This is a genomic window from Anabaena azotica FACHB-119 (assembly GCF_014697625.1).
Classification (GTDB): domain Bacteria; phylum Cyanobacteriota; class Cyanobacteriia; order Cyanobacteriales; family Nostocaceae; genus Trichormus; species Trichormus azoticus_A.
Genome location: NZ_JACJSG010000042.1, coordinates 52,879 through 79,827 on the forward strand (window position 1 = coordinate 52,879; position 26,949 = coordinate 79,827).

Genomic DNA, 26,949 nt, shown 5'->3' on the forward strand with positions numbered 1-26,949 from the left:
TTAATTAAACCAATTTGCTTCACCAACAATAAATAACTCTCTTTTACTGCGGGTTAACGCAACATATAATAAATTTCTCTCTTGCTCCTCCTGCCAAGCAAGTTGATTTCTCCATGTCATAGGCACATCTTTAGGTTTATAAATAACTATTCTTTCACCTTCACCTCCTTTAAACTTGTGGATATTAGATAAAGTTATTGCAGATTTCTCATCACTGAATATTTCATCGATATAAGATTTTAAATTTTCAATACTTGTAGCTGCTGTGTGAGATTGGTAGATAGTTAAAATTGCTTCCAATTTATCTAACAATTTCTGTCTCAGTTCATCCTCATTATCTAAGTCACGATAACGCTCTAGTTTCACAGCTTGGTATTGGGCGATCGCATCATTAAAAAATTGAAAACTATACCCTGGTAATTTTGCTATTAAATCGAGTTCCTTTTTAAGAGAATCGCCAACATCACGACCCAAAACATTTGCCTTCATCCCCAAGCCGATTAATTTAATGCACAAGCTAACTAATGGAGCATTTTTGCGGCTGATGATTACGTCACCGTTTTGAAGGAAATTTTCAACACCTTTTTCTTCTATTTGATGGATTACTCCCTCAATAGCATCTGGGGCCGGTTCAATTGGGATGTGAGGAAAAATCTTTTTAACCAACGCAATATGGCTGCGCGGACAACGATAGCATATTGATAAAGGGAGTTCTGCTGCTTGGGTCAGCCTGACTAGATTATAGTAGCTTTGATTATCAGCCCCGGCATAGCCAAAGATGCTCTGCTGCGGATCTCCGACCCCTAGAATACGACCAATGTTACCTATGAGACTTAAAACAAACGTTAGTTGCAACGGGTTCAGGTCTTGGCACTCATCAACAAGGACAAATCTGTAAGGCTTAAACCAAGGACGTTCGTGTAATCGCCATTTAACAGCCAGCCAAATCTGGTCAGTAAAATCTAGCTTTTTTTGTGTAATTGCCCACTCTTCGCCAATCTGAAGGCAACGAGCAATCCACTGGGCAACTAGCTGAGGCTGCTGTACAGTTTCAATTTCGTGATGTGCAGCGATCGCATTCACAACTTCTGCTGTGGGCTGTTGATGAGACAGCCGCACTAAATCAATTAACTTAAGAAAATCATCATCATTGCTAATTATGTTTTCTGCCCAAAGTCTACCTACTTTCAAACCACGTTTAGGAATTAAGTCTAGGCTCTGGGCAATACGTTGATATTTCAGCTTAGAAACTGTGATTTCTTCACTATGTTTAACATTAAGCTCCCGGCGAACCAAACTAAACGCTGCACTATGAAGCGTGCTTATTGAGCTTTTCCACAGGGGGCCAAACTTCTTAATTAAATGATTTGAGTTATTTTTCCCAAAAACACAAATCTTAATATCGTTAGGTTTGAAACCTGCTTGCCAAAGGGCCTTAGCGACTATCAGAAGCGTGGTACTCTTCCCAGAACCCGCGACCGCATTACAGCAGCCGTTTCCCTTTCCACTCAGCACCCACTCAATAATCCCTAATTGGTATTTGGAAGGTAAAAAGCCATATTTCGACCGTAGTTCTTCTATTTCTACAGGGTTTAACTCTGTTGTGTCCTTATTTGCTGTGTACACAGCAATTTCACTCTTTAGGCTATGGGAAGACTCTGTGACTTGAAGCGATCGCTCAACTGTAGGAGGCGAATTTTCCTGCTTCTGAGATTCTTGTGTGGTGTTAGCACTAGACAAGCATTCTATAGCCAGTTTAATTTGCTCTAACTCATCCTTGCTAAGTTTATCTAACAAAGGAATAATCGCCTCGAACGGGCTACATTGCCCATCAAGCGCCCTGGCATATGTTGAAATGTTTTCTTTAAAAACTTGGGGATATCTCCCAAGTTCTGTAGGTAGATTGTTCCAAATAGTCTTCTGCTTTGGTAAATGATCTGTTTTTGGATTTGGATTTCCTCTTGCCATAGCATTTGGCTTTTTAATATTAAGTAAATAATAGCTTATATGCTGTGTACACGGCATATCAGCTATTAAATATGTCTGAATAACACTAAATTACGACTACATTCTTACTTTCCGAATTGGCTATATTATTCAATTTAATAAAATCTGAATTTAACTGCTATTTCTTCTAACACTCTAGTTTTGAGTGCCGAAAAATTTATTTATATACTAAACCATTTGTAATTTTATGACAAGAGGTTTTGTATAAGCATATATCTATTCCACATTCTTGTATTAAAAGATTTATCTATATATAAATACTTTTGTATATTCCTTATTTACTTTAAAATAAGTATATTATCTAGTTATTTAGTAGGTAAACAAGGAATGAATAAAGCTAAACTTGGTTGTCAGGTAGAAAACACTTACATAGATGAACGTGTTGCAAGTTTACTACCTCAATTTGAGGCACTAGCGCCTTTTAAGATAAGCCAGCGTAAAAAAGGAACTGGTGATTTACTGGGCTGGGAGAGATTAGCGGCGATTGAAGCGAAAAATCTTAAAATTGCCTATCCAGACGATAGGCCGGAAGATGAGAAAACTTATGGCACTTGTTTGAGGCAGATTACAGCCCTCAAAAAAGCACTTAGGGCATCTGCAAAAACACAGCTTAACGACAAAGCGCTTTACAATCCAGTTTTAACGATTATTACTCACTTTGGGGAAGCACTCTCTTATCAGTTTGCTAGTTACAAGGAGCGTCAAAATTTTGTTTACAAACAGCAGGTTAAAGAACGAAGCCAACCAGAGTCTAGGATTGAAATAGACCTTACCTCTTACCTAAATAGAGCCAACAACTTATTAACTAGGATTGCCTCCGGGGATGAGGAAGGTATTGATTGGAAAGATGTTAGCTGCGCGATCGCACTGGCCACAGGCCGCCGAATGGCAGAAGTTCATCTATCAGCTAAGTTTGAGCTAGTTGGTGAGTATGAAATCGCGTTTAATGGTCAACTTAAGGGTAAAAGCAGGCGAATTGAAGGTAAAAGCCTTAAAGATGTCATTTTTCGCATACCAACCCTTTTACCAGCCAAGCTTGTCTGTTTTGCCTTAAACTGGCTGAACAGTAAAAATAAACGCCTGCCACCTGACGAAGACACGGACAGGGTTAATCGCCGTTGGTCTAAAGTTCTCAATCAAGCCGCCAAGGATTGGGAAATTATTCCAGAAATGACCTACCACAAATTTAGAGCTGCTTATTTTAGAGCAAGCATTATTAATGCTGCGATTGATCCGTTTGATTACATCTCCTATGCTAAGAAAATTTTGGGAGACGAGGACGAAAATACCATCCAAACCTATCAACGATTTTCAATCAAGGCAGGGACAGTGACCAAAGCATAGCTAAATCCCTATACTAATCCTCTTGACATTTAAAAACAAGCTAACTAGTATAGGGATACAAACTTAAAGTTGCAATATATAATTATGAACCAAAGTGTTATTAGTGTTATGAGCGAAAATATACAAAAACTACGCGGAGAAAGCAATGATGCCTGGGGAGCTAGATTAGGGGGCATCTGCGCCCATGAACTTAACGGTATTACTGATGAACAATCTATAAGAGAAATTGTATTAAAATACTGGAGTCCGATTAGAGAAGAAATTCGCACTGACTCTATTAGAAGAGTCAGGACTACATTTGTTGCTCAAATTGCATCTGTGTTTCCAGATGTAGACAAAGCAACCCCCGGCTATTACTACACATCTTCTAGAGAAAGGGAATATAGCAAACTTCCAAAGGAGCAGCGACAGAGATATGAGCATCTGGCTTTCTGGTTTGCAACTAGCAATGAAAGCAGATGGGATGTTGTCGGGGATGAGGCAAGAGAAAAGTATAGGGCAAGCTTTGAGGATGGGCAGGCAGTCGATCAGCCGTCCCAGGAAGCTACTAACAATCAGCAGGCGGAGGAAATAATGCCGCAGGTGAAGGAAGTAACCGTAACAGACATAAAAGATTTACCTCAGCTATTGCTGGGCGAGGAAGACACTCAACTGGTGGAAGAAGCGATCGCCATAGCAGGTATTCCTTTGCCTGAATTTGTTCAAAGGGCTTGCTCTGTCTATGCCAAGACAGTAGCGGGTAAGAGTAAAATGGCGGTCGAAGATTTAAGTGCAGTTCCTACCCAGGAATTGTTAACAAGTGAAAAATACAAAACCCATCCTAACAGGGCGGTTGAACTCACCAGGAGAGCTATTTTTGCATTAGAGAATCACAATAATCAATGCACTGAAAAAGAACAAAAATGGCACGTTAATCAAACTGCCATTCAGAAATTAACTGGAAGTAAACCAGCTACCATTAACAAAATCTTAGAATCCTATCAAACTAGGCTCGATGACCATAACAAAAAACATGATTTAAACCCCTACGACAACCGTAATAAAAAAATAAAAATAACAGAAGCTATTGATTTAGCTAAGGTTGTTCCCGACGGTTTAGATGTTGCTTAAATTCAATAAAGGGTAGATATTTATCTACCCTTTATTTTGTCAGGAATTACTTATAATTTAGAACAATCAACTCCGGCTCAGGCTCTATTTTTAGAAGATTTTTATAATCACAAACCATACTAAAATCATCAGCTATACTTGTAGGAATGAAAATTGAAATATCTTCCTTGCCCCTTAGTAGCCCTAGAGATTTTACAGACGGTGACTGCTGCATTAATTCTATGTTATCAGGTACTATCTGCTCCATATTTACTCCTGATTTTCTTAATTTATAGGACTGTAAGTTTTTCGTAAACTGGTTTCCAAATTTTCATTGTTGATAAAAATACTAACACAGTTTCCGATTCTTGAGGAGTTATGTCTTCTAAGCCAAATGAGGCTATTTCCTGTTGGGAGATAGCCTCGACTCGTAGTCCATAAACTAAGTAGGAAAATATTTGCTGACCATATTTTTAATATGCTTTTCGGAAAAGTTTAATTCCTCTGCTATTTCTTGAAAAGAATATCCCAGTTTCAAAAGTTCATTAAATCGAATAGCATTTGTCATACCTCTGGCTTTTTGGGCAAAACCACGAGGACGAATCTCAACTTTATGATGACTGAGCGCAAAATAAACAGTCCCCTCAGAACAAGAAAACCTTTTTTTAATCGCTGCAATGCCAATACCAAGGTTGTAAGAAGATGCAATGCTTAACAGTAAATTTTGGTCTAGCTCTCTCTCACTTGGATGCCACACTCCCGCTTTTTGTAGCACCCAAATCACTGTAGAGTTATTGATTTCTAAATCTTCAGCAATTTTTGTATAGCTATGGCCTTGCTTATACGCTTGCACAATATAATCATGATTTGATTTAATTTCCTCTTGATAAAATGGTGAATTTCCCATTCTGGTGGGATGGCCTATTTTTCTCAAGATTTTGCCGATAGCGACATGAGACACATGATATCTGGATGCGATCGCACTTTGGCTCAAACCATTATTATAAGCAGCAGCTATGGCTGCGTACTCTGACTTCGGAACTTTCAATCCCCCTCCTTATCAATAATGCACCTAAAGTATACAATTCATTTAAACAGCCTCAATTATCAACAGTGATTCTACGTTGGCATTACTTTCAAAAATCGCCAGCAGAAAGTTTTCTACTACCTTGTCGTCTAAACATTGATACCCGTAGGGACTAAGTACAGCCCGAAAGTTAACAGCCGCAGATTTACCATAAGCGGTGGATAATTCTTCAAACAGAGTCTTAGGAACATCGAAATAATCGTAAGCAATGCCATACTCTAAAAGTATACGCAAAGTATTATCGTCACAAAAACCTAGCAACCTAATAGATTCAGAATTAATGAATTGAATTTCAAATAATGACATAGTTTTCTCCACAGTTTATAGGTAATTACAGTCAAACTGTATTGTCAACATAAGGACGGAATGTCAAGTTAACTCTTGGACTAACAAATTTATTAGTCTTTGGAACTTGATGTATATGGGTTGATTGACAACCAGGAAGCATTAGTAACAAGCTACCATGCTCTAGCCAGTAGTCAGTAGCACTACCACCAATGGGCTTAATCTGAAATTTTCGCACACCACCAAGACTGACGGATGCGATCGCTGGGTCTACGCCCATAGAAGGCTCCTTATCAGCGTGCCAACCGATTGAATCTTGTCCATCTCTATATTGATTCCCGATAACTATACGGAAGTTATGGCCTGTTAACGCAGTAATCTTATCTCTAATTTGAGCGAGTTTTTCTGTCCAGGGTAGAGGTTCAAGTAAGACGCTATTGGAATAAAGATAATTGCATCCTTCGTCACCATAAATGCACTCTAGTCGTGGTACGGGCATAATTTTACCCAGCATTTTGATTTGATTCTGTTGCCACCGCAAATCAAGACAATGTTGGTACAATTCGTTTGCTTCTTGAATATTTAAAAAATTAGGGTAATAGGTTACAGGTAAAGGTGTAATCAATTCTGGAAATAAATTTAACTGTGTCATATAAAATCCTAAGCTTACAAAATCTATTTGTTAGTCTCTTAAATAGTCTGGACAGTATTCGTCTTTACACCCGTAAGGATGGATAGCACATATTAGCTTTATTCCTCCTTCATAAGTAAGTCCATGATAATTAACACAACCAGAACAAACTTCCGGTGTAGGTTCTTCAGTCATCTTACTGTCTGAAAAAGATGCTGTTCCGATAATTTCAGAAATATCTCCAAATGATTCAACACCTATAATTTTTACGATTAAACTATTGTGCCATTTTTCTAATAATTCTAATCGTTTAATATGCCTTTCATTTGATGAATAGAGAAATTCTTCTTGAAAAATTGAGAAAGAACTTACGGCACTTTTACCAGATATTTCAAAATCACGTTGTTCTCTGTATGATTCGAGTTTCGCTATTTCCGAACGTAAGTATTTCATCATTATTTATCCCTTCAATTAACTACTCTGACCTAAAATCAGGACAAATATCGTTATCTACTCCATAAGGGTGCATGGCGCATATACGTTGATTGTCTCCATAAAATCCACCATCATAATTCAAACACCCTCGGCAGGCTTCAGGCATATCGTCTTCGTCCTCATAAAAGCTTAGTTCACAATTTGGACAGGAGGTAATAATCCGACCAAAATCATCTTCAAGACAAGTTTCAATATCAGTTTTTCCAACAAAATATAAGTAACTACAAATACAAATTTCAATTCTTCCATATAAATCAGAAAATTGGTTTTCATAGGAAGGATGTAGTTTCCAAAACTGCTGTTCGGAAATTTTAAAAGGGCTTCCGTCGGCGTAAGATGGAACCCAAAGTTTTCCCTTATGATACAATCTCACAACACAACTGGAATATTCATTTACTGCGTTGTATGCACTACATTTTTCTTCAGCCTCAAAAAAATTGAAAGTTAAGTACCAATATGAAGGATACTTATTTAATGGGTAACTTTGAAGAACTATATATTGCCCTTCTTCAATTGGATTAAGTTTCAGAGCTACTTCTGGATTCAAAAAGCTAAAATCTTGCATTTCCATATTCAAACATCCAAAATTTCAAACTTTTAATCACGATTTTCATAATCAGGACAAATATCTTCATCTACTCCATAAGGATGGATGCCACAGATTAATTTAATTCCTCCATATTCTTTACCGTGAAAGTTTTTGCAGCGACTACAACGCATTTGTCGCATTAATGAATTTTTCTCTTCTGTGAGCGAATTTAGATGATTTAATTCTTGTTCTAATTCTTCTCGGATTTTGTCTTCAACGTAATTATCCCAAGCTTTAAGTTTAAACTGAACGCCTATTATCGATAAGGCACTACCCACAATTAAGGTTTTTAAAGGCTTATCCTTGCCTTCTTTAATCACTAATAAAAACGCAGTAGTCATAAATACTGCACCAGCAAGAATAAGCAAGATATTTTTAACCTTCATAACCATACCTAACAATTTACTATATGTATACTAACCCATTTGTATAATTATGATAAGAGGGTTTGTATAAAGATAGTTTATGTTTACAGTATTCTAGCTGGATCACATTACTTGATGATTTCTGCCGTGACTTCCCTGAAGCGATCAGAATATGAATACGACTCTGATATGACCCAAAACCTATCATCATATGAGAAAATATCGCCTTTGCCTGACGAATTAAGAAATGATAATTCAGAGGATTTAGCATCAGGAAAACTTATTAATTCTATACATGAATTTTTATGCCAACTAGTGAAATCTCTTTTTGTTTTCGTCAGATACGAAGCTTTATTTAGCACCTCATCTGGTCTAACTTTTTTTAAGTGAATTTTAGCTACTAAACAAAAGTCATCGAGATGTAATGCTTCAGAATTAACTATAGAAATATCTTTTCTTAAGTAGACAGACACAACCCAGTTGAATCTTTTTCCTCTATAAGTTGTCCCATCATACAAAGAAGGACTCCTTTCTTGATATGAATATGGCGCTTTGTATGTGGTACAAATCTCCCCTGATATATCCGAATACATGGATTCAGGATAAATGTATTCTCCAGGGCAAATAGAAATATGTTCGGCTGAAGTTAAGTATTGCAAGTGATAATTCACTGCGTGACCTAGTTGATGACTATTTTCTGATGGGACGTACTTCTTTTTCATGAAAGGATAGCCACATATCCGGCAACCATCCTTTTCATCAGGAAATGACTCTTCTTCTACGTTACATAAGTTACATACGTATTTCATTATCCACCTCATTTTTACTTTACATAAAATCCATTCATTAAGCAGTGCAAATTTTTTGTTGTCTCCAATTGAGCAAGCAGTCAATTAGAGCCGCTTTGCTTAAGTCCTTTCCATTGGATTTTTGAGGTAGACCTAATTCACTGGCAACTTTTCTAGCAGCACGTAGCGTTAAGTTTTTAATATCTTCGACACTAATAAGGTTAGACTGTTGAACCTCTACATTTTGATGATAGTTATTATGTTGTAAATCTTTAGCATTTTCTAAGTCAAGGCATAGTTGTACTCCAGAGTTATTTTGAGTTTTTCTTTGCCGTTTGTAATCTACAAATTCTTGAATATTTCGATTCATCCATTGAACCAGACATTCAAAAACAGGAATCTTAGCTTCTAAAGCACATCCTACTTCGTTTAATCCAAATAGCTCAGGCTGCACTACTGCTCCTGAAGGCAAGATATTAAATGCTTCTTGCCATAATTCCTTTATTTTCTTACTAATATAATTCTCGTATCTATAAATCTTTAGATAAGCAGTATGCAAAGAATTGATTGCTAACTTCAATAAATCTATAGATTTTTCGTTATCTAAATTTATTCTTACTAAGTGATTAACAGAAACTAAGGCATTTTTAACTAGCTTTGTAACCATCAAAGCAGCACCTTTAATAACAGTTGTATTCTTTTCTTTTTCTATCTTTTCTAGTTCACTTACATAAGATTTTAATCCCTTCTGAAGTGCTTCAATAGCTGGAAAATTAGACTGACGGAATTTGCTGCTAAACATATACTTCTCCAATTTTGGTTGGTTTGATCACAGATGTTATTTATATACTATCCTATTTGTATATGTATGACAAGTTAGTTTGTATAGATATATTTTATGCTATGCTTTATTACTAGACAATTTATCTATGTATAAATGGATTTATAAAAAGGGAAAAGTATAAATGAGTGAGTTAAAGTGGATAGCTAACGTTCCAAACATTAGCAAAGTTGAGGTACGTGTACTTTTACAAAAGCAAGACCTTGAGCAAATTTCTCAACTAATGAGTAAGAACATAGTTGGCGAACCAAAGGGAACCGAAAAGATAACTGTTGAACAATTTAAGGCAATGAACATGGTGGGAATTTATTCCAAAGAAGTACAAATTAAAAAGCGATCACCACTCTCATTATTGTCATTACTCACTGATTGGCTTAGAAAGATAGGTATGCCTTCAGTTTAGTTTGAATTATGATTAAGCCAAAAAGTTACCCCCATACATTCGTGTGGGGGTTTAGTCTCAGCATATTTTTATTGCTAATAAGTCATTCATTATTGCTTCTGTTTCAAATTTAATTCTCTCAGTCCTCTTGGTGTTAAACTCAACATCTCACCATCAAATTGAACACAATAATCTCTTATTAAGCAAGAGATAGGATAAATCAATTCATCGGCAGTAAGGACTATTTCTTGCTTAAGAAAATCAATATTCACGGGTTTAGGAAATGACTTTTTTAACAAAGAAAGAATTTGCTCCTGAATCCCCCAGTCCTCATCCCTATCCTCAATTCTAATTTTGTCATCAATATCCTGCCAATGTTTATATAAGGAATATGCTTGGTCGGGAGCTAACGAAAACCGAGATTCAATACTTTTAACTCCATCTGGTGAAACTTTGAGCCGAACAAGTTCATATCCCGGCACAGCAATCTCATTACCAAATTGCAATTCTAAAAGTATTGTTTCTTCCCTGGATGAAAGGATTTCGTCATCTGTGCTGTCTCCCACTTCTGGGTCGCCTGATTCATAGTAGTAGATGTACAGTAAATATTTGTGGCCTTCTCCATCTACAGTATTGTCATCAATTAGAATTTTCTTCACTTATTAAATTTCCAAATTCAAGCTGTTAACTGTATTCTTTCAATATTTGCTCTTTGGCAATTAAAATCTGCTTTTTTAACCAGTATCCAAGATTTTTAACGCAATGTGACGACTTCTCAAGTATCAGATATATTTTCATCTATAATAAATTTAGCTTTATTAATTGCATCTTTAATGCTATCTTCTCCGCAGCTTTTAGAATTATCTTCTAGAATTTGCAATTGATTATTACGTATATAGTAGAAGTAATAGCCAACTTCAGAGCGGTCAGCTTGACAGTAAGTTACTAATATTTCATAACCCTTGTAGTTCTCTTGGGCTTCGATAGGATGTCCTTTAAATCTTAATGTTAATGACATAAAATGTAAACTTATTTTGTATTAAAAATTTATTCAATCGGTTTAATTCAACAGAAAAATTTTACCTTTTTTTAGGGTAAAATATATCATGATTGTTCATACACTAAATTTAGTGTATTTCAACATAGATATTAATAACTTGCAATTTTCAAAGCAACTAATGAAATTTATAGGATTATTAGAACGTAAATACTATTCTCCTGTACAATCGAGTCGAGAAGGGGTCTGGTTATGGGAAGATAAAGCTACCCCCCTTGTACGACTGCGATCGCCTGTGCCTTCTCCTTGGGGTAAAGAGTGGGTGATACTCCCAACAATCGAAAAGAGTAAGACTGACAAAAGGGAGTACCCCAATAGACTAATTTTCAAGCTATTTCCGTTGGGTCAAGACTTAGAAAAAATTACTTTGGTTCGTCAGATTCATCAAGGTAACTTTGTTCACTTCTATACCGATCAAATCCCTGGATTAGTAGGAATGTATATTTTTCCCCACAAAGATCATCAGAAAACTTGGCTAGTATATTACCTTCAGGTGAGATGAAATATAAAATAGCCTAAAATCCTTGATTCCGACAATACTATATGGGGTAGATGCTTAGATTGCAAGAGAGAGAAGTATTTAGCCTCTAGCAGTGAGGCTATAAATTTCATAGTTATTTTTGAGCATCACCTGAGCCGTCGCAGGTTTTGCAGTCGCCTGTAACTTCCCACTCGTTTTGGTCGTTTTTCTCATAAGCTCCTCCTGTGCCACTACAATCTTGACAATCGCCATCGTTTACGTTGGTTTCATTTGGTTCTGTTAGCATATTTTTACCTTGTTTTTTGTAGTTGTTTGGTTGTGCTGATTTGAGGGGCGTAGAGATTTGCTCTTGCGGAAGGCATCGCACCCAGCCCCATTTCCTTAATGATTGAAAATTTCCTTCATCATCAACGGATGCTCATCATCCACTATGGCTAGTGCGCCTTCGATATAAGAGCGGCCAGAACGCACGCCTCCCTTGACTCGCCACTCCCACAAGGGGGAGCCAACAATATCGTAACGGTACTGCCGCCCATACCCTTTGAGGGTGGTTTTAGTTCGCGCTTGTAGCCATACAAGACGCGGCAAATTTTCAGTTGATTGCATCCCCGCCGCAGAGATGCGGACATATTTTCTCTTTTCTAAAACCACAGCATTTTGCTGAAGGATTTTGTGAACAGACTCTAACTCCTCAAACAGCACTATCTGCCCAGAGTGTGGAGCGATGGTATCAAGCGAGTAAATATCTATGCGTCCAAGCCAAGTGGCTCCCCAATCACCACCTTTAAGTTCTATTTTCCAGCAACCTGCATCTTTGGGGGATGCCTGAAAGCGTTGCCAGGATTTGGGTAATGATTCTAATTTACAAATCCGAGAATAAACTAAATTTCTCTCTTGCACTACAGACGGGCGACGCTGGGCAACATCCGAGCATTGCGGACAACGACACAACCATGCGCCACGGGTGAAATACGACATGAACTCTTGGCTACAATCACGACAAACCTTAACTTGACTTAAATTAAGCTGCGACATTTTGTGACTCCTGTGATTTCAAATATTGACCAAATCTTTTCCTCATTGCCTTGCGGTAATCTCTGACATGAGAGGCAGGTAAATTAAGCTCTGAGGCAATTTCGTGATTTTGCCAACCAGCTGCTACGAGCAAGAGAATCTGCAAATCACGAATGGCTGCTTGTGTACCGCGATCGCCCTTCTTCTTGCGGCTATTGAGGAGAAAATCAAAAATCTTATCTGGCTCACGCTCAATAAATGAAGAACCTTGATTTAGCTTCATCTCATTTTGAAATCCGCGATTTTTGAGCCAATTTCTAAATAAATATTTGAGAATTTGCTGCCGAGCGCAAGTGTACATATACGCCGGGTAAATCACCATTTCTGGCTTACACTTTAGCCCCTTGAGGATGCCGTAAACGCCCTCGGAGCATAAATCATCAAAATTTGCTTTACCTGGGATTAAGGAGTAGAGGGATACATTACTCTCATACCACCAAACTGACTGGCGATAAATTTTTTGTGCTGCTTGTCTTGCAATTTTTTGATATAGCAACGCTAATTCTTTCTGATTCATACATCCGCCCTAATAGAGCTTATCGGTATCAACATTTTTAATTGCTTGCCCCACCAAGAGCTTTACTTATTACTAGTTTAATTAGCATATCTATATACTAAACGACTTTTAAGGGTATAACAAGAGGTATAGTATAAAGATTTTAAGAAAAAGAGATAGTTGATTATCAGTTTTATCTATGTTTGATATGTTCAGTTTTTACCCACTTTCCACCATAGTCTTCCAAGATAACTAAGATAACCTCATCACCTGCATCCCATTCACCTGTATATTCTTTGGCTATCTTCCTAGTCTCTTCGCAGATTTTCTCAATTTCAATGATGCCAATGTTGGTATTTATATAAATCATATTTCAATTCCAGTGACCAAAAGTATATTCATAGTTACGAAAACTAAGGTTCTACTTTTTAGCTTGGGCTTCTAGCCAGTTCACAACAATTTCAGTTAGAAAATCTAACTCGGTTAATCCAGATGCAGCGACCGCTTGATTTAATTGGTCTTCATATTGAATTGGGACTTTTATAGTTATTGACTTACCGCGCACCATACCGTAAAGTCTGCTTCTCTCACGCAACGATTGTTTTTTATGGTCATGTCTCCAGTACGGGTAATTCTAATATTTTTTCAGCAAATTCTTGGGTGCAAATCGTACTTAAAATTCGTTCTTTATCCCAGGATGATTTTAGGAAAGAACTATACTTTTTAAGTAACTCGGCTTTCGTATATCCTCGCAGTTTAGCTTTTGCCAACTCAATAGCATTGGCGCGATCGCTATCCACCGCTTCTTGTGCCTTAATTACTTTCTGGGACTCAATCAACTCTCTAATCTGCGGCTGCACTACGCCTTTATCAAAGTAATGGTCTAAGGGATGCCCCCACGCCCCGGCTCTGTATTTCCAAGGTGCAGCACTTCGGCAAACCGGAGGCATTTCGGCTAATTTTTGAATGTGAGCTTCCAGCCACTCCTCAAGGTGAAATAGCGTCACTCTATTTGATAACTGCTCCGGCCTTTCGTACACAAGCCCGAAGTTGCCGCCAAAGTGAGCGACACTATATTTGCTTGCCATAGCCCAAGCATCTACGAACTTCTTGGTTTCGCACACCCAGTAAACCGTATTTCCAATATCAAACAATTCCCACGACTGGGATTGCCAGTTAATCTCACTGGGATCACACTCGCTCATTGGGATGCCAAAGTAATGCTCTTCCCCTTTATGAAAATGCACCACACGATCATCAAACTGCCGCACCGGGACTAAATCATGGTGGTATTTAATGAAGGTGGTATTTTTTTCGCCCAGCTTGCGGATAACGCGATCGCGGTAAGGAATATTAAACACGAATCCCCAATCCGCACGGCTTTCGCCGGACATCATCAACCCCAGCTTAAAGGCTTCTTGGGAGGCGTTGTACAGGCGCATGAATAAATCATATCCTCCCACTTCTTCACTCAAGTAATAGTTGAGTTGTAATTGCAGTCTATCTCTAAACCACCTGATTAATTTGAGTGCGCCGTTGGGCAGTTCGTCTACTACTGCCAAAAATTCATCAATTAATTCTTCGGTGGACTTTGCCTTATCTGCTTTGATTTCGGCTTCAGAACTAGCTGAATAATCAACAAACCTCCACCCTAAACGCTTCGCGTTTTCACGACAAACTCTTATCAAATATTCTAGGTTGGTTTCTTGGTCAGGCTGCTGATTTGGGTCAATTAATGCCAAAATCCACTCTGGGTCAGCCCAGCGTCTTTGTGTTTTGGGAATTACTTTGATGTCTTCAATCAGATTCCTATCAAATGGAGCTTTAATGACTATGGAATTTCCTTGGATTCTTAACTCAATTGTTTTCTGTGGCATAATTTTGGTTATTGTATTAAATCTAGCAAGGGGCATTACGCCCCAATTTTCTAAACTTCAGCAAGCCCTATTAGTGATGGGGTAAATAGAGGAGTTTAGTTATTATTTCACCTTGTTCCAAAATAAATTTAAAAATTCTATTGGGACATAAAAAAGATTTACTTCTGGAAACTTAGCTTTGCAGTTTTTGTAGTATTCCCAATCTGTTGATGTATTGTCTGTATGGGAGTCACCCACAATCCAATACGTTTTACCTTTAATTAGGTTTATCCTTGCTTCAAAAATAATATCTTCAAAAGTTCCCACATTAGGTTTATCAGCTAATTCGTTACCCACTACCTCAACACGACAATCATTTTCATAAACTAAATAATTCTTAGATTGTCTATCTGGTGCAAAATACATCCTTTCAAAGTTTAGCCCCAGACTGCTAATTTGCTTATTTAGTAACATAGCTTCTTCATCTAGGAAAGCTATAGATTTCTGACCAGTTGATATTCCTCTCTGGTTACTCACAACGTACAGCAGGCAGTCTTTATCATATTGTTCTGCCCATCTTTCAAACTCAGGTGTTAGCTCAAAATCATCTGGTCTTTCAGGAAAACTCCGTCCATCTTTTGGACGATGTATGGTTTTATCTTTGTCAAAAACTATTACATTTGGAAATTCTAAATTTTCCATTTGTAATGCGATTTCACTCAGAGATATACCTTTATTTGGGATTTTATTAAAAGGTTCCCAGCCATATCTCATTGATTCTAGAATACTTGAAGGAACATTATGAGTTGACTTTGTTCTTTCTCCATTGTTCATAATTACTGCTTCACTATGAACAATGTGAACAGAATAATCATTTTCTTCACATAAACGCAAATAATCCTTAATATAAATTAGCCGTGTAAAGGTATTATGGACGATTATTTCTTCTTCTCCCTGCTTCATCCATTGTTCTACTTGTTTCTTACACCATTCATGAGACTGTTTTTGTAAGCTACTTTGATATTTTCCGTTCTCATCATATAGCCCCGGCATATCGTCGGCTGCTATTCGTTTTGCATCAGTTCCATACAAATTCATCGATAATGTGGTTTTTCCGTCACCTGGGCAACCACGCACGATCGTAAGTCTTTTCATAATTCCTCCTAAAATTTTAGTGGCTTAATTTCCCTTATCTGTATCTCTATACTAATTGACTTTTATATAAATGACAAGAGGTTTTGTATAATGATACCAAATAAAAAACCTAATTATTCCTTCGTTTTATCTATGGATTTATGCTTGAGCTTACTGACAATTTTGATACTCTTATTAAGAATTTTATTTTCCACCTTGTTGATAAGCTCAATCAGCCAATAGTGGGCAATACCTCTTTAAAAATGAAAGAGTTTCAGGTTTCGCTCTTGAGTAAAATTTTTATTGCCTAACTTTTTATATAGTAGATTTTAGACAACTACTTGTCAAGTATACTATAGTAGTTGAGTAAATATAGGATTATAAGATGGAAAGCCAGTCTCAGAAAGGTGGAGAGCGTTACAGCATCATAGTAAATCAAAATTTAAAGTCCCCATTAGAGAAACTAGCCCAAGAGTTTGGGTATTTGTGGGGTGAAAAAGGTAACGTCAAGGGTTTTGTTGAGGCGATCGCCCAAAATCAAGTTCCACTGATGAAATCCCCCGCAAACAAAAGCTTACCCAGGCGATGCTGTATTTATCTGGGTGTCGATGAATTTGGGGAAATACTTTATATAGGTAAGTCTCAAAATTTATCCGCGTTACACAGACAAAAGACAGCCCAACAATTAATTGAGGCAGGAGTCGTAGGAGTGTGTTGGTTAGCGGTAGAACGCGATCGCCTAGATGAATTGCATCTAAATTTAGTCGGGTTGCTTGACCCACAACTCAATAAAAATATTATCGACATAGAAGTAAAGTATGATTCGCATAATGAAGTAGAACACCTCATGCAAGCGTTTTGGTCACTTTGGGATTTAGGACTGATAGAACAATCGCGGACAATTGCTGACATTCTGCTGCAACGATATGAGATATCCCCGGCGCTAGAACAACACTTGAAATCGATCCCTCAAAATTGCTACCCAAGCTTCAGTGAACTAATCGGTACAAAGCAACCTTTTACCCTCAGCTATGAGTCTGCCTCCGGTAATGGATACAGTTTTGATATCACCTATGCTGAGATTAGGCAAATTGAACGTCATCATTATCTGTGTTGCTGGGCGCAGCAAAATACAGGAAAAGCTGAAATACCTGCCTTGGCTCACAATATGACACTGAGGCTTGATAGAGTCAAAGACGCAGTGCTATTGCCTATATCGGGAATGCAATGGCGGGAGCAGGGGTTAGATTCTGTGGTCTTGGAAATGAAATTGCTAGGGCGCTGGACTAGTGCCTACGAACCAAAACCTGAAGACATCTCAATCGACAAATGTGAGGACGGAATTATAGTGAAGCGCAAGCTGCAATTTTGGCATTGGGCCAAGCGCGACATTTTGCGCTACGGCAGTGGTTGTGTAGTTTTAAGTCCTGAAGATGTGAAGGGATTGATGGCAAACGAAACAGCAAGGATGAGTGCAAGCTACGGAGGTTGAGATGAAATTTTATAAACTTCCGCAAAAGTATCTTGATTTTAGAGAATTTAATAAACACCTGGAGCTAATAAAGCAGGTCAAGCCTAAAGCGATTGATGTAACGCTTGGTGGACTCCCGCCGATGCTCAACAATCTCTCGTATATTTACCACACTTGGGCGCAGGGGTATCCGGTGTACTGTGTGCGCTCAAGCTTGCTTGAAGACATGAGCCAAACAGACGTGGGTGATAACCTCCCTCTGTTTGAAGACATCGAATTAGAAATGCCCTGTTATGTACTGTTTTTCCCCAAAGGGGCGGTAAAATCGGCATCTTCCAAGGCGGCGTATATTAATTATTTAATAGTTTGCCATCAAGAATTAGATTTGCCTGAATTTAAGCACGTTATCAGTTGGGGATGTCTGGATTCAAATGACCAGTGGATATTCTCTTCTAAACGCATTCGCCGCGACGGGACAATTCAGGCTTCCGCCTTTTCAACAGATGACGAAGAGCAGCAACAACGAACCCTCGAAATCAGAAACATAGTATTGCAGTCAATTCTGCTGTTGCAATATTATGCGGATGAAATGGTTCATGAAATGACCGCCGCCCCTGGCAAAGAAAAAGCTTTTAGTCAAAAGGCAAGAACGCCATCCGAATTTCGGCTACCTCGCTGGCTGGGTGAAGAGAAAAAATACCGGAGAACTAGCGGTGTGGCAACCGGAACCGCCTCCGGTAAATCCCCACATTACCGTAGATGGCATTGGCGAGTGCAACGTTACGGCGAGGGGTTCTCAAAAACTAAAGTTATTAAAATTAAACCAATCTGGGTGCGGGGGGGTAATGATTAGAACTAGAAAAGTGAAGAAACTTAAGTATTGTGCGATCACTGCATTAGGAGCCATACTACTAACCTTGGGGGTGACAGTCGGTGCAAGAGCAGCAATTACAGGTGTCCGGGTAAAAAACTGGCAAAGCTGGGGCGCAAGTATTACTCTGATTTTAATTGGTTCTAGGTTAAAAGGGCTGGGCTTAAAAAATCTATTCAAAATTCTCACCGATGAAGAAATAGAATATATCCTCCAACGGCGGCTACAAGAGATTCCGAAGCCTTGTCGGGGGTGTCAGAATTTTCACGGCGGAATTTATGGGGGTGTGATACTAGTATGTGGGATTCATGCTCATGGGGTGAAAGGTGATAACTGCGCGGATTACAAGACATCTAAGGGAGCAAGGAAAATCTAGGAGATAACTTAACGTCTATCTCCCTCACTGGCAATACAGAGTTCAGGCTGAAAACGAAGAGGCCGATAAATATTACTCACTTTAATGAATCCGAACAGCTTTAGATGGTGGTTTTCTAAGAAAATGAAATCCTTGTTTTCTTAACCATTTTTTTGATATTTCGTCTGGACGATTTGCAATAAAAGAGCAAGCATCATCGAGTGAATCAAAATTCTTATAACACAGAGTGGGATTGGCGAAATCTCCAATTCCTACTGTTATTATACAGTTTCCTAAATCTATAAGGCTTGATAGCCATATCCTGACAACATCATCTGGATAACAATTCCAGTTTTTTGGATCTGACACAACAGAAATGGCATCTGTACGGAGAGGCAAATTACTAATAACCTTATCGCCAGGAAATTCTAGCTGATGTTTGGCAAGATATTCTTGGATATTTAGTTTAGGCATAAAATTTTCTTTTAATAATTCTGGTAAGTTTACAGCCTGCTAAGTATTAGAGTCCCCCATTCCAATGTAATTGGAGGACTCTAATAATGATTAAAAATTTTAATTAGTAACTCGTCCCTATCTAATCTGTTTAAACTGAGAATAGACTGTCTAATTGTTTGTATCTACAGTTCCCTCGGTTCTTACCAATGTTGTCAGCCAACTCTTGTTTTGTATAAATTTTGAGATTGCAATGGCTCTATTTTTGGCATCTAAAAATCTGGAATCACATACAATTATTTCAAACTCACTAGGCTTCATTGTAGTTGCACTAAAAACAAGTGAGCCGCCTAAATTTATTCCATCATCTCCAAATCTAGAATTGTCAAAAATTTTCAGTATTTGACAGATTAAAATTATATTTTCATCCTGACGGGGCGACAAACAAGGCTGAAAAGGAGACAGTGTAGAGAATGTGACGATTTATGGTAAAAAAAGATAGGTCAGTTATTGTCAATAAGACCTATCTAATGAAAATGTTACCTTCATTCTATCAAAAACACTTAAAAAGTCAATTGAGTCTAGCAGAATACCTGTTCCTCCTCATTTTAGTGAACCTCTTACAGTCAATTAAAAATGTGAATTTAGAAAGGTTAGCGAATGGGCTACCATTACCAATTAAATTTGAAAGTAGAAGAAAAAGAATACAAAGATTTTTATCATTACCAAATCTCACAGTTGAAAAAATATGGTTTCCCATAATTCAAGAATGGTTATCAATATACTTTGGGCATGAAAAAATAATTTATCTAGCAATCGATAGAACCAATTGGAATCGAATAAATTTATTTATAGTAAGTGTAATTTGGGATAAAAGAGCATTGCCTATCTATTTTAAATTACTACCAAAATTAGGAAACAGTAATATATCTGAGCAGCAAAAGTTATTATCTCAAGTGATGCCACTTTTTCAAGACTATAAAGTATGTGTATTAGGTGATAGAGAATTTTGTTCTGTAAAACTAGCTAAATACCTTCAATGCTGGGGTGTATGCTTTTGCTTACGATTAAAAAAGAACGAATTTATAGAAGTTGAAAAAGATATTTTTTCTGAGTTAAATAGTCTTGGTCTAGCACCGGGCGTATCTTTTTTTTTGAAAGGGGTGAAGGTAACAAAGACTCGTGGTTTTATCAGTTTTAACGTAGCAGGTAAATGGAAACGCAAAATTAACGGAGTATCTCCCAAAGAAGGTTGGTTTATTTTAACAAATATTGATAGTCTGGAATTAGCCATTGCTGCCTATAAAAGGAGATTCGATATAGAAGAAATGTTTAGAGATTTCAAGAAAGGAGGTTATAATTTAGAAGAAACTAATGTAACTGGTGAACGATTTATTTCGCTAGTTTTATTAATAGCGATCGCTTATTCCTCGGCAACAATTCAAGGTCAAAATATCAAACGTAAAGGAATACAGAAATATATTGCTCGGCTCAAAGAATATGGTCGAACAGAACGGAGACATAGTAGTTTTTATATCGGATTATATGGTCAAAATTGGGTCAATTTCCAGGACATTTGTAGGGATATGGTTGTGGAATTGATGAGATTAAATCGCAATAAAGGTAAGTATTATCAACAAGGTCTAAGAGCTATGAAGCTTATAGAGTCTGTCTTGTAGCTTATTTCGTCTCCCCTTCAGATTTTCATCAGAGTTAACTTGCTCTTTTAAAGCTTTTATTGTGTAAATCATTGGCTTTTTCCTCTTTCTACTATGGAACCTTAGTAAAATCCTCCAACTATAAATTGTAATGGAGGATTTTAATAATCATTAAGTCTTTACTCTGATTCGTTTACTAGTCCGGCATTAACAATTGCTTCTATTCTATCTAGGTCAAAAGCTTTCAAACTACTTTGCAAACTCTGCCATTCTTGCCACTTGCCTACTGCATAATCCTCACCATTTTGTGTTGTGATATCAAAATTACAAACCTCGCAAAACTTACGGAAATCCGCATTCCATGCAAAAGTAGCTATACCCTTGCAAAATTTTTCAATTTCTTCACGTTTCATACTTGTAATTCATCCTTTAATTTTGACTTACCAAATCTGTTCTCCATTCCAAGGGTAAAAATCTAACCCTAAATAGTTCTGAGCCAATAATTTTTTTGATTTCTTATAATCAGAAATGACTTTGCGGTGATACAACAAAAAATTATCTGGTTTCTCGAAAAACCTAAAACACTCTTTATGTTCATGACCGATTTTTATAGCCCAATGTCTAATAAGAAACCAGTTAATTATGCTCCAAATTTTGATAGACATAGTGATTATACCCGTTGCTAATTGTGGCTTTAACATTGTTTAAGAAAGTTTACTCACCATAGCGATCGCCTCGCTTATGTCTTTAATTTACTGCCTCTTCAGAAAGTTTACTTATATCAATTTCTTTGTCTTTTATTTCTTCAGAAACCCATTCAACTTCCATAGTTTTAAGCTTTGCAATTGCTAGAGATTCTAATTGTTTTTCTGTCAGTTTTTCATAAGTTTCTGTGTCTAAAGTTATCTCAACTTTAGCTGTTGCTGACATAATTATTCTAACTTGTGTTAACTTAATTGACATTTGGAACTCCATTAATTCGTATTTGCATATCTATATACTAAACGATTATTAAATATATGACAAGAGCTTTTGTATAAAGATATTAGAATAAAATGATATCGATTTAATGCTTTTATCTATAGATAAATTATCTTGTAATTTAATTTAAAAGCTTGACAAGAGGTTAAGTATAGAGATAGTATAGCCTATAAGACTGGACAAAACGGTTTGTATAGCTGAAAGTCAATCAAAAGCTTTTATCATCCGTTTTTATACTTTTCATGGAGAAATAAAATGGCTAAATCAATCCCTAATATCGAATCTTACTCTCCAGAGACATTTAAAGCTGAAGTTAAGGCATATAAAAGCAAGGGTGGTGAGGAAACCCCTTGCTTTGAATTGAAACTTTATATAAATGGACATTTTGCCGCAACTGTCAAAAATCATGGCACAGGTGGACATAATATTTATCATTGGGAAAATGCAACACTCAAGTCAATATTTGACCGCCATATCCAGCACTTAATTTCTCAAGGTAAGTTTAAGTTTGATTTTGAGCAAAATGACGAATATATTGAGGAATTAATAGAAGAATTTGAGCTTAAAAAATGGTGTAAAAAATTGACCGTGATAAAACTTAAAAGCCACAAAGACGGTGAGTATTTACAATTAGGACAAACTTATTCATCTTCGGTGAAAGAATATGTTATTAACAAATTTGGGGATGATTTAGCGGAAATTATTAATGAGCGTTTTATTTTGGCTTAGTTAGCTTCAAAAATACGCTTGTATCAAGAGTAAGGCTTAAATTCTTCATATTTCTACACCCTTACTCTTGCTTTGCTATGTGTTTTTAGCAAGTTGATAGTCTGGACTGTAGGCGTGAATATTTTCTGAATGTCAGAAGTAATTAAGAATATCAATAATACTAGAGAGATTAGAACATGGAAATTTATTTAGAAATAACAGAAACTACACAATGCGCTGTTTGGGAACAAACTCAAGGGTTTTCATCACCAAGCACTCGTTTTCAAGGTTATATAAATCTACTGGCCTTGTCAGCTTTTGTACCTTGGTTACAAGAAGCTTGGGAGGTTCAGCCTAACGCAAACACTAATTTTAATCAACTTATTTGGGAAATAGTGAATGGTACAGTTATCACTATTGAGGATAAAAGACTGGTACTCATTCCAACTAGCACAATTGATACTCCAGAAATCCGCGTTCCGCAAGAGTGGGTAGATATTTCTAGCTGGATAGGAGATTATTATTTAGGAGTACAAGTGAACATTGAACAAGCGGTGATCAAAATCTGGGGGTATACATCTCATTTACAAGTCAAGCAGCAGGGGAATTATAACTCAGGCGATCGCACTTACTCTCTGGACGCGCAATTTCTCAATAGGGATATCAGCCTTCTCTGGATTACCCATCAACTTTGTCCCACATCAGTAACTAAATCTGTAGTAGATTCTCTACCTGATCTACCATTAGCACAGGTGGATGATTTACTACAAACATTGGGAAATCCCAATTTAGCTTTCCCTAGACGTGCGGTTCCTTTTAGTTCATGGGCAGCGTTGTTAGAAAATGAAGCTTGGATACAACGCTTATGTCAACTGCGTTTAGGACTTGCAGATCAATAATAGGTTGGTGGGCATTGCCCACCATAGATGAATAAATTTGCCTAAGTCATCTTATTTATAGATAAATCCTTGAATATAAATAAATAGTGATTATAAGTCCTTATACAAACCCTCTTGAGATAATATTACAAATCGTTTAGTATATAGATGTAAGCGGTCACGCATCAGCATGAAATGTTTTTAAGGAAGGATTAACACATGGCTGTATTTCAAGCACAATGCCCCAACAGCAGACAAAATTTTTTAATCAAAGCAAGAGATAAAGCTCTAGTGCATCAAGCCTTTCCAATTTCCTGTTATCAGGTAAAATATCCTGATTTTACCCAGGAAGAAAATGAGGCTTTGGCAGATTTCGGCGATTCTGTCGCCGCCGGAGAAATCGATTCCGATGATTGCATCGTCGGTGTTTTAAAGCATCGGTTTTCTAGAGTAGCCGATGTCTGCTGGAATGGCAGAGTCGTGTGGGATTGAAACTTGCGGTGTAGCTTCACCAGAACTGCTCTAAGCCTTGTTTGGGATAAAGCACCGGAGGGGTGCAGAGGATAGCTAGGGGGTAGGGGAGGATTAGCGGCGGCTTGGTGGCTTGCTAGTCACGTTCAGTAAAGAAGCGGACACAATGGCTTGTTGACGGTATTGTAAAGTCAATAGGTTGCTGCTTAATGTTATATTCGCGTAATTAGGATTTACTTATGTTGCTTACGTCCCAAGGTAATATGGATTTGCCAAATATACAAAGAAAAGCACGTATATTATGTTTTAAAAATGGTCAGTTTTTGAGTGAAGGTGCTATTCATGAATATGAAACAGCAAGAGCAAATATTAGGTACTTAAATTCTCAAGAACTTAACAGAGTTAATGGCATTAATTTCAAGTTAATGGAAGTGTTTAACGAGTAATAATGGCGCTAGAATTGTAAAAACAGTCTTCATAATTTAGTCAAAGCGGAGTTAGTAGAAATGAGATGGAGGATTGAGGGGCGTAGGTAGTGAGTTATGAGTAGGGAGTTAGGAGTAAGCGATCGCATACAATCCCAGCTAAAGTAAAAATATGCGTTATAAAGCTATCTAATTTCCATAACATATTGTCCTACATTATAAGTAGTTAATTTGATTAAAACAATGCTAGTTATTGGTGACATAATTCCTTTACCACTAGGTAATAAGTCAAAGAAATATGGTGAGTTTGGCTTACCTATTTATTTATCTAATCAGGAAATTAAAAAGCTCAAAAGCATCATTATTGAATTTCAAACAGATATAGAACTTGCTTTTAATTACTTTACTACTACACATTTAGAAGAAGCCATTAATAACAATGGGGTTTGCTATTTAACAGCGTGTTATGAAAAAGACAAGGGGCATCTAAGAAATGATGGTGAACTTGAAGATGATGCAGTTTGTTTAAAGGAAATACTTAAGAGCTAACGCTTAGTGTCCGGGTAAAGCTCCAAGACTTTACCCGGCTACCAAATCTAAAATTAGGGGAAGCTAGGAGGCAAGCCGTAAGCGAACAGCTTAGGTAATATGCGGCGTGGGCATCCCAGATACTAATAAGTATGGGAAATGATTGGAAGTCTAGGCTCAAGGTGTCGAACGTTGTACTTATGTTATTCCAAGGCAATGAAAGAAACAGAATTTTCTCTGTCTGAACTAATCATCTACTACTGGAACAAACTATCGTTAATTACTGATTCTCACCATAGGGTCAACCCTAGCATTAAAGACTTTGCCGAAGTAAAGAAATGCCCTTTGAAATGGAAGGCTTTTGACATTGCGGTGGAGCTTCACCGGAATGGCTCTAAACCTTGGGTGGAATGAACCACCGGGGAGGTGCGGCGATAGTAAGGGTAATATGTGAACCCGTCAAATTTTTAGAGAATAGCTAAGAGGTAGGGGAGGTTTAGCGGCGGCTGTAATTGGTTGGGCTGGTAGTCACGGTTAGAAAATCAGCCCCAGCAAGGCGGCGAATCGTAAATGAAATGCTTGGGTATTGGTCGCAGTGGTCATAATAGAGTTCGTAGGGAGAGGCGATCGCTGATTAGGTGATTAATGAGAATAGGAAGCGCCGGGGGAAAGGTTATGCCGTAGTCAGGATTAAAAAGCATAACTATAAAATGTAACTGGTGATACCCGTGAAATTCTTAGAGGATAGCTAGGGGGGTAGGGGAGGGTTAGCGGCGGCTGTCAATGGTTGGGCTGGTAGTCACGCTTTAAAAGTGAGGCGCAGCCAGGGGCAAGCCGAAAGCGAAAAGCTTGATTTGTGGGCATCCCAGATATTAAAAGTATGGGAAATGATTGGTAGTCACGTTAGATTATTTGATCAATATTATTAATATAGAGGGCGTGACTACGGGGGCAGATATCAGTAGTGGCTACATAGTAGAGTATAAAAGAAGGTATGTAAGAAATTAGTTGATTTTAGCGGTCTAGGAGTAGGAGAGTAGGGGGAAGACTGGTTTAGTTAACTTTGTGGCGGTGGTGTCATCAGAGGCAAAGGGGAAGGGGTAGCGGTGGTTATTGGGGGAGAATAGGGGGAAGGGGGGAGGCGACGCAATTGAGTAAAAGTAGGCCGGAGGGTTACGGTGATATTAGATGTAATTTGCAATACGCGAAAAATTCTTAGAGGATGGTAGGGGGGGTTAGCGGCGGCCTTTGGGGTAGTAGTCACGGTAAGTAATTTGATCAATATTATTAATATAGAGGGGGTGACTACGGGATTATTGAGGGGGTAGGTAGTGAGTCATGAGTAGAGAGTGGGGAGTAGGGAGTGAGAAGTAGGGAGTAGGCGATCGCAATAGTATCTATAGACAAGAGGACTTTTAAAAATATCTCAGTCTAGAACTTGACAAGAGGGTAAGTATAGAGATAATATAGATATTAAGACAAGAGGGTTATTACAGACATAAGGAGGAAAATCGATGATAACAGAAACCCAGAGGCAAATAATCACAGGGCTGAGGCAGGGGCTTAAACTATCTGATTTAAAGCCAAAACCCGAAGATATTGACCAATTAATTGCGGCTGGCTGGTTAGTGCTTACGGGGGTGGAAAACGAGTATTTAGTTTCCAAGGCACTGTTTTAACTGACGGAGTGCGATCGCATTGGTAGAGTATTTAGGTGGCGAGTAGGGGGTAGTCGGTAGGTTGTAGAGAAAACAGGAATGGGGTGTGAAGCCGAGGGAAGCGATCGCAATGACGGCATATCTATAGACAAGAGGGCTTTTAAAAATATTTTAGTTTGGGGCTTGACAAGAGGGTAAGTATAGAGATAATATGAATATATGAGTTAGACAAGAGGGTTTATGCAGGGATGAGAGACAAAAAAGAGGATTAACGCAGACATACAAGGTAGTACAAAAGGGAATGTACAGGGATGGAAGGAGAAAGAACGCAGACATAAGAGGTGAGACAGGGGATTAACGCAGACATACAAGATAGTACAAGGGGGTATGTGCAGGGATAAGGGGATATGTGCATACATAAGCCCATACAAGAGGACTTGTATAGTCCTTGGTTACTATCCTTGTTCTCTAGAGAACAAGGATAGTAACCA

The 26,949-nt window shown here is 37.7% G+C and carries 40 protein-coding genes; 15 read left to right on the forward strand and 25 right to left on the reverse strand.

Translation table 11 applies throughout. The annotated features are described in order from the left end of the window. Positions 1-1,968 (reverse strand): UvrD-helicase domain-containing protein, encoded by a 1,968-nt coding sequence (locus H6G83_RS25575; RefSeq protein ID WP_190477210.1) that lies wholly within the window; start codon positions 1,966-1,968, stop codon positions 1-3. Between the two features lie 366 nt (positions 1,969-2,334). Here H6G83_RS25575 and H6G83_RS25580 point away from each other — a divergent pair, with 366 nt between their 5' ends. Together H6G83_RS25580 and H6G83_RS25585 are read left to right on the forward strand one after the other, a co-directional pair. Further along, on the forward strand, positions 2,335-3,351 hold the full coding sequence (locus H6G83_RS25580) for a protelomerase family protein (RefSeq protein WP_190477212.1): 1,017 nt from the start codon (positions 2,335-2,337) through the stop codon (positions 3,349-3,351). A gap of 84 nt (positions 3,352-3,435) precedes the next feature. Then, a complete protein-coding gene (locus tag H6G83_RS25585; RefSeq protein ID WP_190477214.1) occupies positions 3,436-4,461 on the forward strand; it encodes a hypothetical protein in 1,026 nt (341 codons plus the stop codon). A 46-nt stretch (positions 4,462-4,507) separates the two neighbouring features. Here H6G83_RS25585 and H6G83_RS25590 read toward each other — a convergent pair whose 3' ends face one another. The 9 genes from H6G83_RS25590 to H6G83_RS25630 form a co-directional block, all read right to left on the reverse strand. Next, the gene (locus H6G83_RS25590) at positions 4,508-4,708 is read right to left on the reverse strand and encodes a hypothetical protein (RefSeq protein ID WP_190477215.1); all 201 of its coding nucleotides are present in this window, start codon (positions 4,706-4,708) and stop codon (positions 4,508-4,510) included. 174 nt (positions 4,709-4,882) lie between these two features. Next, positions 4,883-5,488 (reverse strand): response regulator transcription factor, encoded by a 606-nt coding sequence (locus H6G83_RS25595; protein WP_190477218.1) that lies wholly within the window; start codon positions 5,486-5,488, stop codon positions 4,883-4,885. Positions 5,489-5,530: 42 nt separating this feature from the next. Continuing rightward, complete coding sequence (locus H6G83_RS25600) at positions 5,531-5,833, reverse strand: hypothetical protein (RefSeq protein ID WP_190477220.1); 303 nt, start codon at positions 5,831-5,833, stop codon at positions 5,531-5,533. Between the two features lie 31 nt (positions 5,834-5,864). Continuing rightward, positions 5,865-6,464 (reverse strand): alpha-ketoglutarate-dependent dioxygenase AlkB family protein, encoded by a 600-nt coding sequence (locus H6G83_RS25605; RefSeq protein ID WP_190477222.1) that lies wholly within the window; start codon positions 6,462-6,464, stop codon positions 5,865-5,867. Between the two features lie 30 nt (positions 6,465-6,494). After that, positions 6,495-6,896, reverse strand: coding sequence for a hypothetical protein (locus H6G83_RS25610; RefSeq protein ID WP_190477224.1), 402 nt, complete (start codon positions 6,894-6,896; stop codon positions 6,495-6,497). A 22-nt stretch (positions 6,897-6,918) separates the two neighbouring features. Continuing rightward, positions 6,919-7,509, reverse strand: coding sequence for a hypothetical protein (locus tag H6G83_RS25615; protein WP_190477226.1), 591 nt, complete (start codon positions 7,507-7,509; stop codon positions 6,919-6,921). Positions 7,510-7,535: 26 nt separating this feature from the next. After that, positions 7,536-7,868, reverse strand: a complete 333-nt coding sequence (locus H6G83_RS25620) for a hypothetical protein (protein ID WP_190477228.1) — start codon at positions 7,866-7,868, stop codon at positions 7,536-7,538. Positions 7,869-8,020: 152 nt separating this feature from the next. Beyond that, complete coding sequence (locus H6G83_RS25625) at positions 8,021-8,701, reverse strand: hypothetical protein (RefSeq protein WP_190477230.1); 681 nt, start codon at positions 8,699-8,701, stop codon at positions 8,021-8,023. 37 nt (positions 8,702-8,738) lie between these two features. After that, positions 8,739-9,482, reverse strand: coding sequence for a hypothetical protein (locus H6G83_RS25630; RefSeq protein WP_190477232.1), 744 nt, complete (start codon positions 9,480-9,482; stop codon positions 8,739-8,741). Positions 9,483-9,645: 163 nt separating this feature from the next. Here H6G83_RS25630 and H6G83_RS25635 point away from each other — a divergent pair, with 163 nt between their 5' ends. Beyond that, positions 9,646-9,924, forward strand: coding sequence for a hypothetical protein (locus tag H6G83_RS25635; RefSeq protein WP_190477234.1), 279 nt, complete (start codon positions 9,646-9,648; stop codon positions 9,922-9,924). Between the two features lie 89 nt (positions 9,925-10,013). Here H6G83_RS25635 and H6G83_RS25640 read toward each other — a convergent pair whose 3' ends face one another. Together H6G83_RS25640 and H6G83_RS25645 are read right to left on the reverse strand one after the other, a co-directional pair. Then, positions 10,014-10,562, reverse strand: coding sequence for a hypothetical protein (locus H6G83_RS25640; RefSeq protein WP_190477236.1), 549 nt, complete (start codon positions 10,560-10,562; stop codon positions 10,014-10,016). A gap of 116 nt (positions 10,563-10,678) precedes the next feature. Continuing rightward, entirely contained in the window at positions 10,679-10,921 is a 243-nt protein-coding gene (locus H6G83_RS25645; RefSeq protein ID WP_190477239.1) for a hypothetical protein, read from the reverse strand. A gap of 160 nt (positions 10,922-11,081) precedes the next feature. Between H6G83_RS25645 and H6G83_RS25650 the strand changes: the two genes are divergently transcribed. Next, entirely contained in the window at positions 11,082-11,462 is a 381-nt protein-coding gene (locus H6G83_RS25650; RefSeq protein ID WP_190477241.1) for a hypothetical protein, read from the forward strand. Positions 11,463-11,574: 112 nt separating this feature from the next. On the opposite strand, the gene H6G83_RS25655 is transcribed toward H6G83_RS25650, so the two are convergent. From H6G83_RS25655 to H6G83_RS25685, 7 genes are all read right to left on the reverse strand, one after another. Further along, positions 11,575-11,727 carry a hypothetical protein gene (locus H6G83_RS25655; protein WP_190477243.1) on the reverse strand — a complete coding sequence of 51 codons (153 nt, stop codon included), beginning with the start codon at positions 11,725-11,727 and terminating at the stop codon, positions 11,575-11,577. 95 nt (positions 11,728-11,822) lie between these two features. Next, the gene (locus H6G83_RS25660) at positions 11,823-12,476 is read right to left on the reverse strand and encodes a hypothetical protein (protein ID WP_190477245.1); all 654 of its coding nucleotides are present in this window, start codon (positions 12,474-12,476) and stop codon (positions 11,823-11,825) included. Beyond that, positions 12,463-13,032 (reverse strand): LuxR C-terminal-related transcriptional regulator, encoded by a 570-nt coding sequence (locus tag H6G83_RS25665; RefSeq protein WP_190477247.1) that lies wholly within the window; start codon positions 13,030-13,032, stop codon positions 12,463-12,465. The genes H6G83_RS25660 and H6G83_RS25665 overlap by 14 nt, the downstream gene beginning before the upstream one ends. Before the next feature lie 172 nt (positions 13,033-13,204). Continuing rightward, a complete protein-coding gene (locus H6G83_RS25670; RefSeq protein ID WP_190477249.1) occupies positions 13,205-13,381 on the reverse strand; it encodes a hypothetical protein in 177 nt (58 codons plus the stop codon). A 51-nt stretch (positions 13,382-13,432) separates the two neighbouring features. Beyond that, complete coding sequence (locus tag H6G83_RS25675; protein ID WP_190477251.1) at positions 13,433-13,606, reverse strand: hypothetical protein; 174 nt, start codon at positions 13,604-13,606, stop codon at positions 13,433-13,435. Positions 13,607-13,622: 16 nt separating this feature from the next. Then, positions 13,623-14,888 (reverse strand): hypothetical protein, encoded by a 1,266-nt coding sequence (locus H6G83_RS25680; RefSeq protein ID WP_190477253.1) that lies wholly within the window; start codon positions 14,886-14,888, stop codon positions 13,623-13,625. Positions 14,889-14,990: 102 nt separating this feature from the next. Then, positions 14,991-16,022, reverse strand: coding sequence for an HAD-IIIA family hydrolase (locus H6G83_RS25685; protein ID WP_190477255.1), 1,032 nt, complete (start codon positions 16,020-16,022; stop codon positions 14,991-14,993). Between the two features lie 364 nt (positions 16,023-16,386). Between H6G83_RS25685 and H6G83_RS25690 the strand changes: the two genes are divergently transcribed. The 3 genes from H6G83_RS25690 (at position 16,387) to H6G83_RS25700 (ending at position 18,719) form a co-directional block, all read left to right on the forward strand. Continuing rightward, on the forward strand, positions 16,387-17,493 hold the full coding sequence (locus H6G83_RS25690; RefSeq protein ID WP_190477258.1) for a WCX domain-containing protein: 1,107 nt from the start codon (positions 16,387-16,389) through the stop codon (positions 17,491-17,493). 205 nt (positions 17,494-17,698) lie between these two features. Next, positions 17,699-18,325, forward strand: a complete 627-nt coding sequence (locus tag H6G83_RS25695; RefSeq protein WP_190477260.1) for a hypothetical protein — start codon at positions 17,699-17,701, stop codon at positions 18,323-18,325. Beyond that, on the forward strand, positions 18,318-18,719 hold the full coding sequence (locus tag H6G83_RS25700; protein ID WP_190477262.1) for a hypothetical protein: 402 nt from the start codon (positions 18,318-18,320) through the stop codon (positions 18,717-18,719). The genes H6G83_RS25695 and H6G83_RS25700 overlap by 8 nt, the downstream gene beginning before the upstream one ends. 81 nt (positions 18,720-18,800) lie before the next feature. Here H6G83_RS25700 and H6G83_RS25705 read toward each other — a convergent pair whose 3' ends face one another. Beyond that, a complete protein-coding gene (locus tag H6G83_RS25705; RefSeq protein ID WP_190477265.1) occupies positions 18,801-19,172 on the reverse strand; it encodes a hypothetical protein in 372 nt (123 codons plus the stop codon). A 515-nt stretch (positions 19,173-19,687) separates the two neighbouring features. On the opposite strand from H6G83_RS25705, the gene H6G83_RS25710 reads away from it, so the two are divergent. Then, positions 19,688-20,830 carry an IS4 family transposase gene (locus H6G83_RS25710; RefSeq protein WP_190477294.1) on the forward strand — a complete coding sequence of 381 codons (1,143 nt, stop codon included), beginning with the start codon at positions 19,688-19,690 and terminating at the stop codon, positions 20,828-20,830. Positions 20,831-20,988: 158 nt separating this feature from the next. Here the strand turns inward: H6G83_RS25710 and H6G83_RS25715 are convergent, their stop codons facing one another. Genes H6G83_RS25715 through H6G83_RS25725 form a run of 3 tightly spaced genes read right to left on the reverse strand, consistent with a single transcriptional unit; the run spans position 20,989 to position 21,739 of the window. Continuing rightward, positions 20,989-21,222 (reverse strand): hypothetical protein, encoded by a 234-nt coding sequence (locus H6G83_RS25715; RefSeq protein WP_190477267.1) that lies wholly within the window; start codon positions 21,220-21,222, stop codon positions 20,989-20,991. A 27-nt stretch (positions 21,223-21,249) separates the two neighbouring features. Then, a complete protein-coding gene (locus tag H6G83_RS25720; protein WP_190477270.1) occupies positions 21,250-21,510 on the reverse strand; it encodes a hypothetical protein in 261 nt (86 codons plus the stop codon). Positions 21,511-21,556: 46 nt separating this feature from the next. Continuing rightward, positions 21,557-21,739, reverse strand: coding sequence for a hypothetical protein (locus H6G83_RS25725; protein WP_190477271.1), 183 nt, complete (start codon positions 21,737-21,739; stop codon positions 21,557-21,559). Between the two features lie 306 nt (positions 21,740-22,045). Here H6G83_RS25725 and H6G83_RS25730 point away from each other — a divergent pair, with 306 nt between their 5' ends. From H6G83_RS25730 to H6G83_RS25755, 6 genes are all read left to right on the forward strand, one after another. Next, positions 22,046-22,519, forward strand: a complete 474-nt coding sequence (locus tag H6G83_RS25730; RefSeq protein WP_190477273.1) for a hypothetical protein — start codon at positions 22,046-22,048, stop codon at positions 22,517-22,519. 176 nt (positions 22,520-22,695) lie between these two features. Then, complete coding sequence (locus tag H6G83_RS25735; RefSeq protein WP_190477275.1) at positions 22,696-23,397, forward strand: DUF1822 family protein; 702 nt, start codon at positions 22,696-22,698, stop codon at positions 23,395-23,397. A 198-nt stretch (positions 23,398-23,595) separates the two neighbouring features. Continuing rightward, positions 23,596-23,868: a hypothetical protein gene (locus H6G83_RS25740; protein WP_190477277.1), complete on the forward strand. Its 273-nt coding sequence runs from the start codon at positions 23,596-23,598 to the stop codon at positions 23,866-23,868. A gap of 218 nt (positions 23,869-24,086) precedes the next feature. Next, positions 24,087-24,293, forward strand: coding sequence for a hypothetical protein (locus H6G83_RS25745; RefSeq protein ID WP_190477279.1), 207 nt, complete (start codon positions 24,087-24,089; stop codon positions 24,291-24,293). A gap of 222 nt (positions 24,294-24,515) precedes the next feature. Further along, a complete protein-coding gene (locus tag H6G83_RS25750; protein ID WP_190477281.1) occupies positions 24,516-24,821 on the forward strand; it encodes a hypothetical protein in 306 nt (101 codons plus the stop codon). Between the two features lie 195 nt (positions 24,822-25,016). Then, the gene (locus H6G83_RS25755; protein WP_190477282.1) at positions 25,017-25,214 is read left to right on the forward strand and encodes a hypothetical protein; all 198 of its coding nucleotides are present in this window, start codon (positions 25,017-25,019) and stop codon (positions 25,212-25,214) included. Between the two features lie 643 nt (positions 25,215-25,857). Here the strand turns inward: H6G83_RS25755 and H6G83_RS25760 are convergent. Next, positions 25,858-26,064: a hypothetical protein gene (locus H6G83_RS25760; protein WP_190477096.1), complete on the reverse strand. Its 207-nt coding sequence runs from the start codon at positions 26,062-26,064 to the stop codon at positions 25,858-25,860. Positions 26,065-26,314: 250 nt separating this feature from the next. On the opposite strand from H6G83_RS25760, the gene H6G83_RS25765 reads away from it, so the two are divergent. Next, positions 26,315-26,479 (forward strand): hypothetical protein, encoded by a 165-nt coding sequence (locus tag H6G83_RS25765; RefSeq protein ID WP_190477094.1) that lies wholly within the window; start codon positions 26,315-26,317, stop codon positions 26,477-26,479. Here H6G83_RS25765 and H6G83_RS36060 read toward each other — a convergent pair. Then, the gene (locus H6G83_RS36060; protein ID WP_277876423.1) at positions 26,476-26,610 is read right to left on the reverse strand and encodes a hypothetical protein; all 135 of its coding nucleotides are present in this window, start codon (positions 26,608-26,610) and stop codon (positions 26,476-26,478) included. The two genes, H6G83_RS25765 and H6G83_RS36060, sit on opposite strands and share 4 nt — an antisense overlap. Positions 26,611-26,949: the final 339 nt, after the last annotated feature.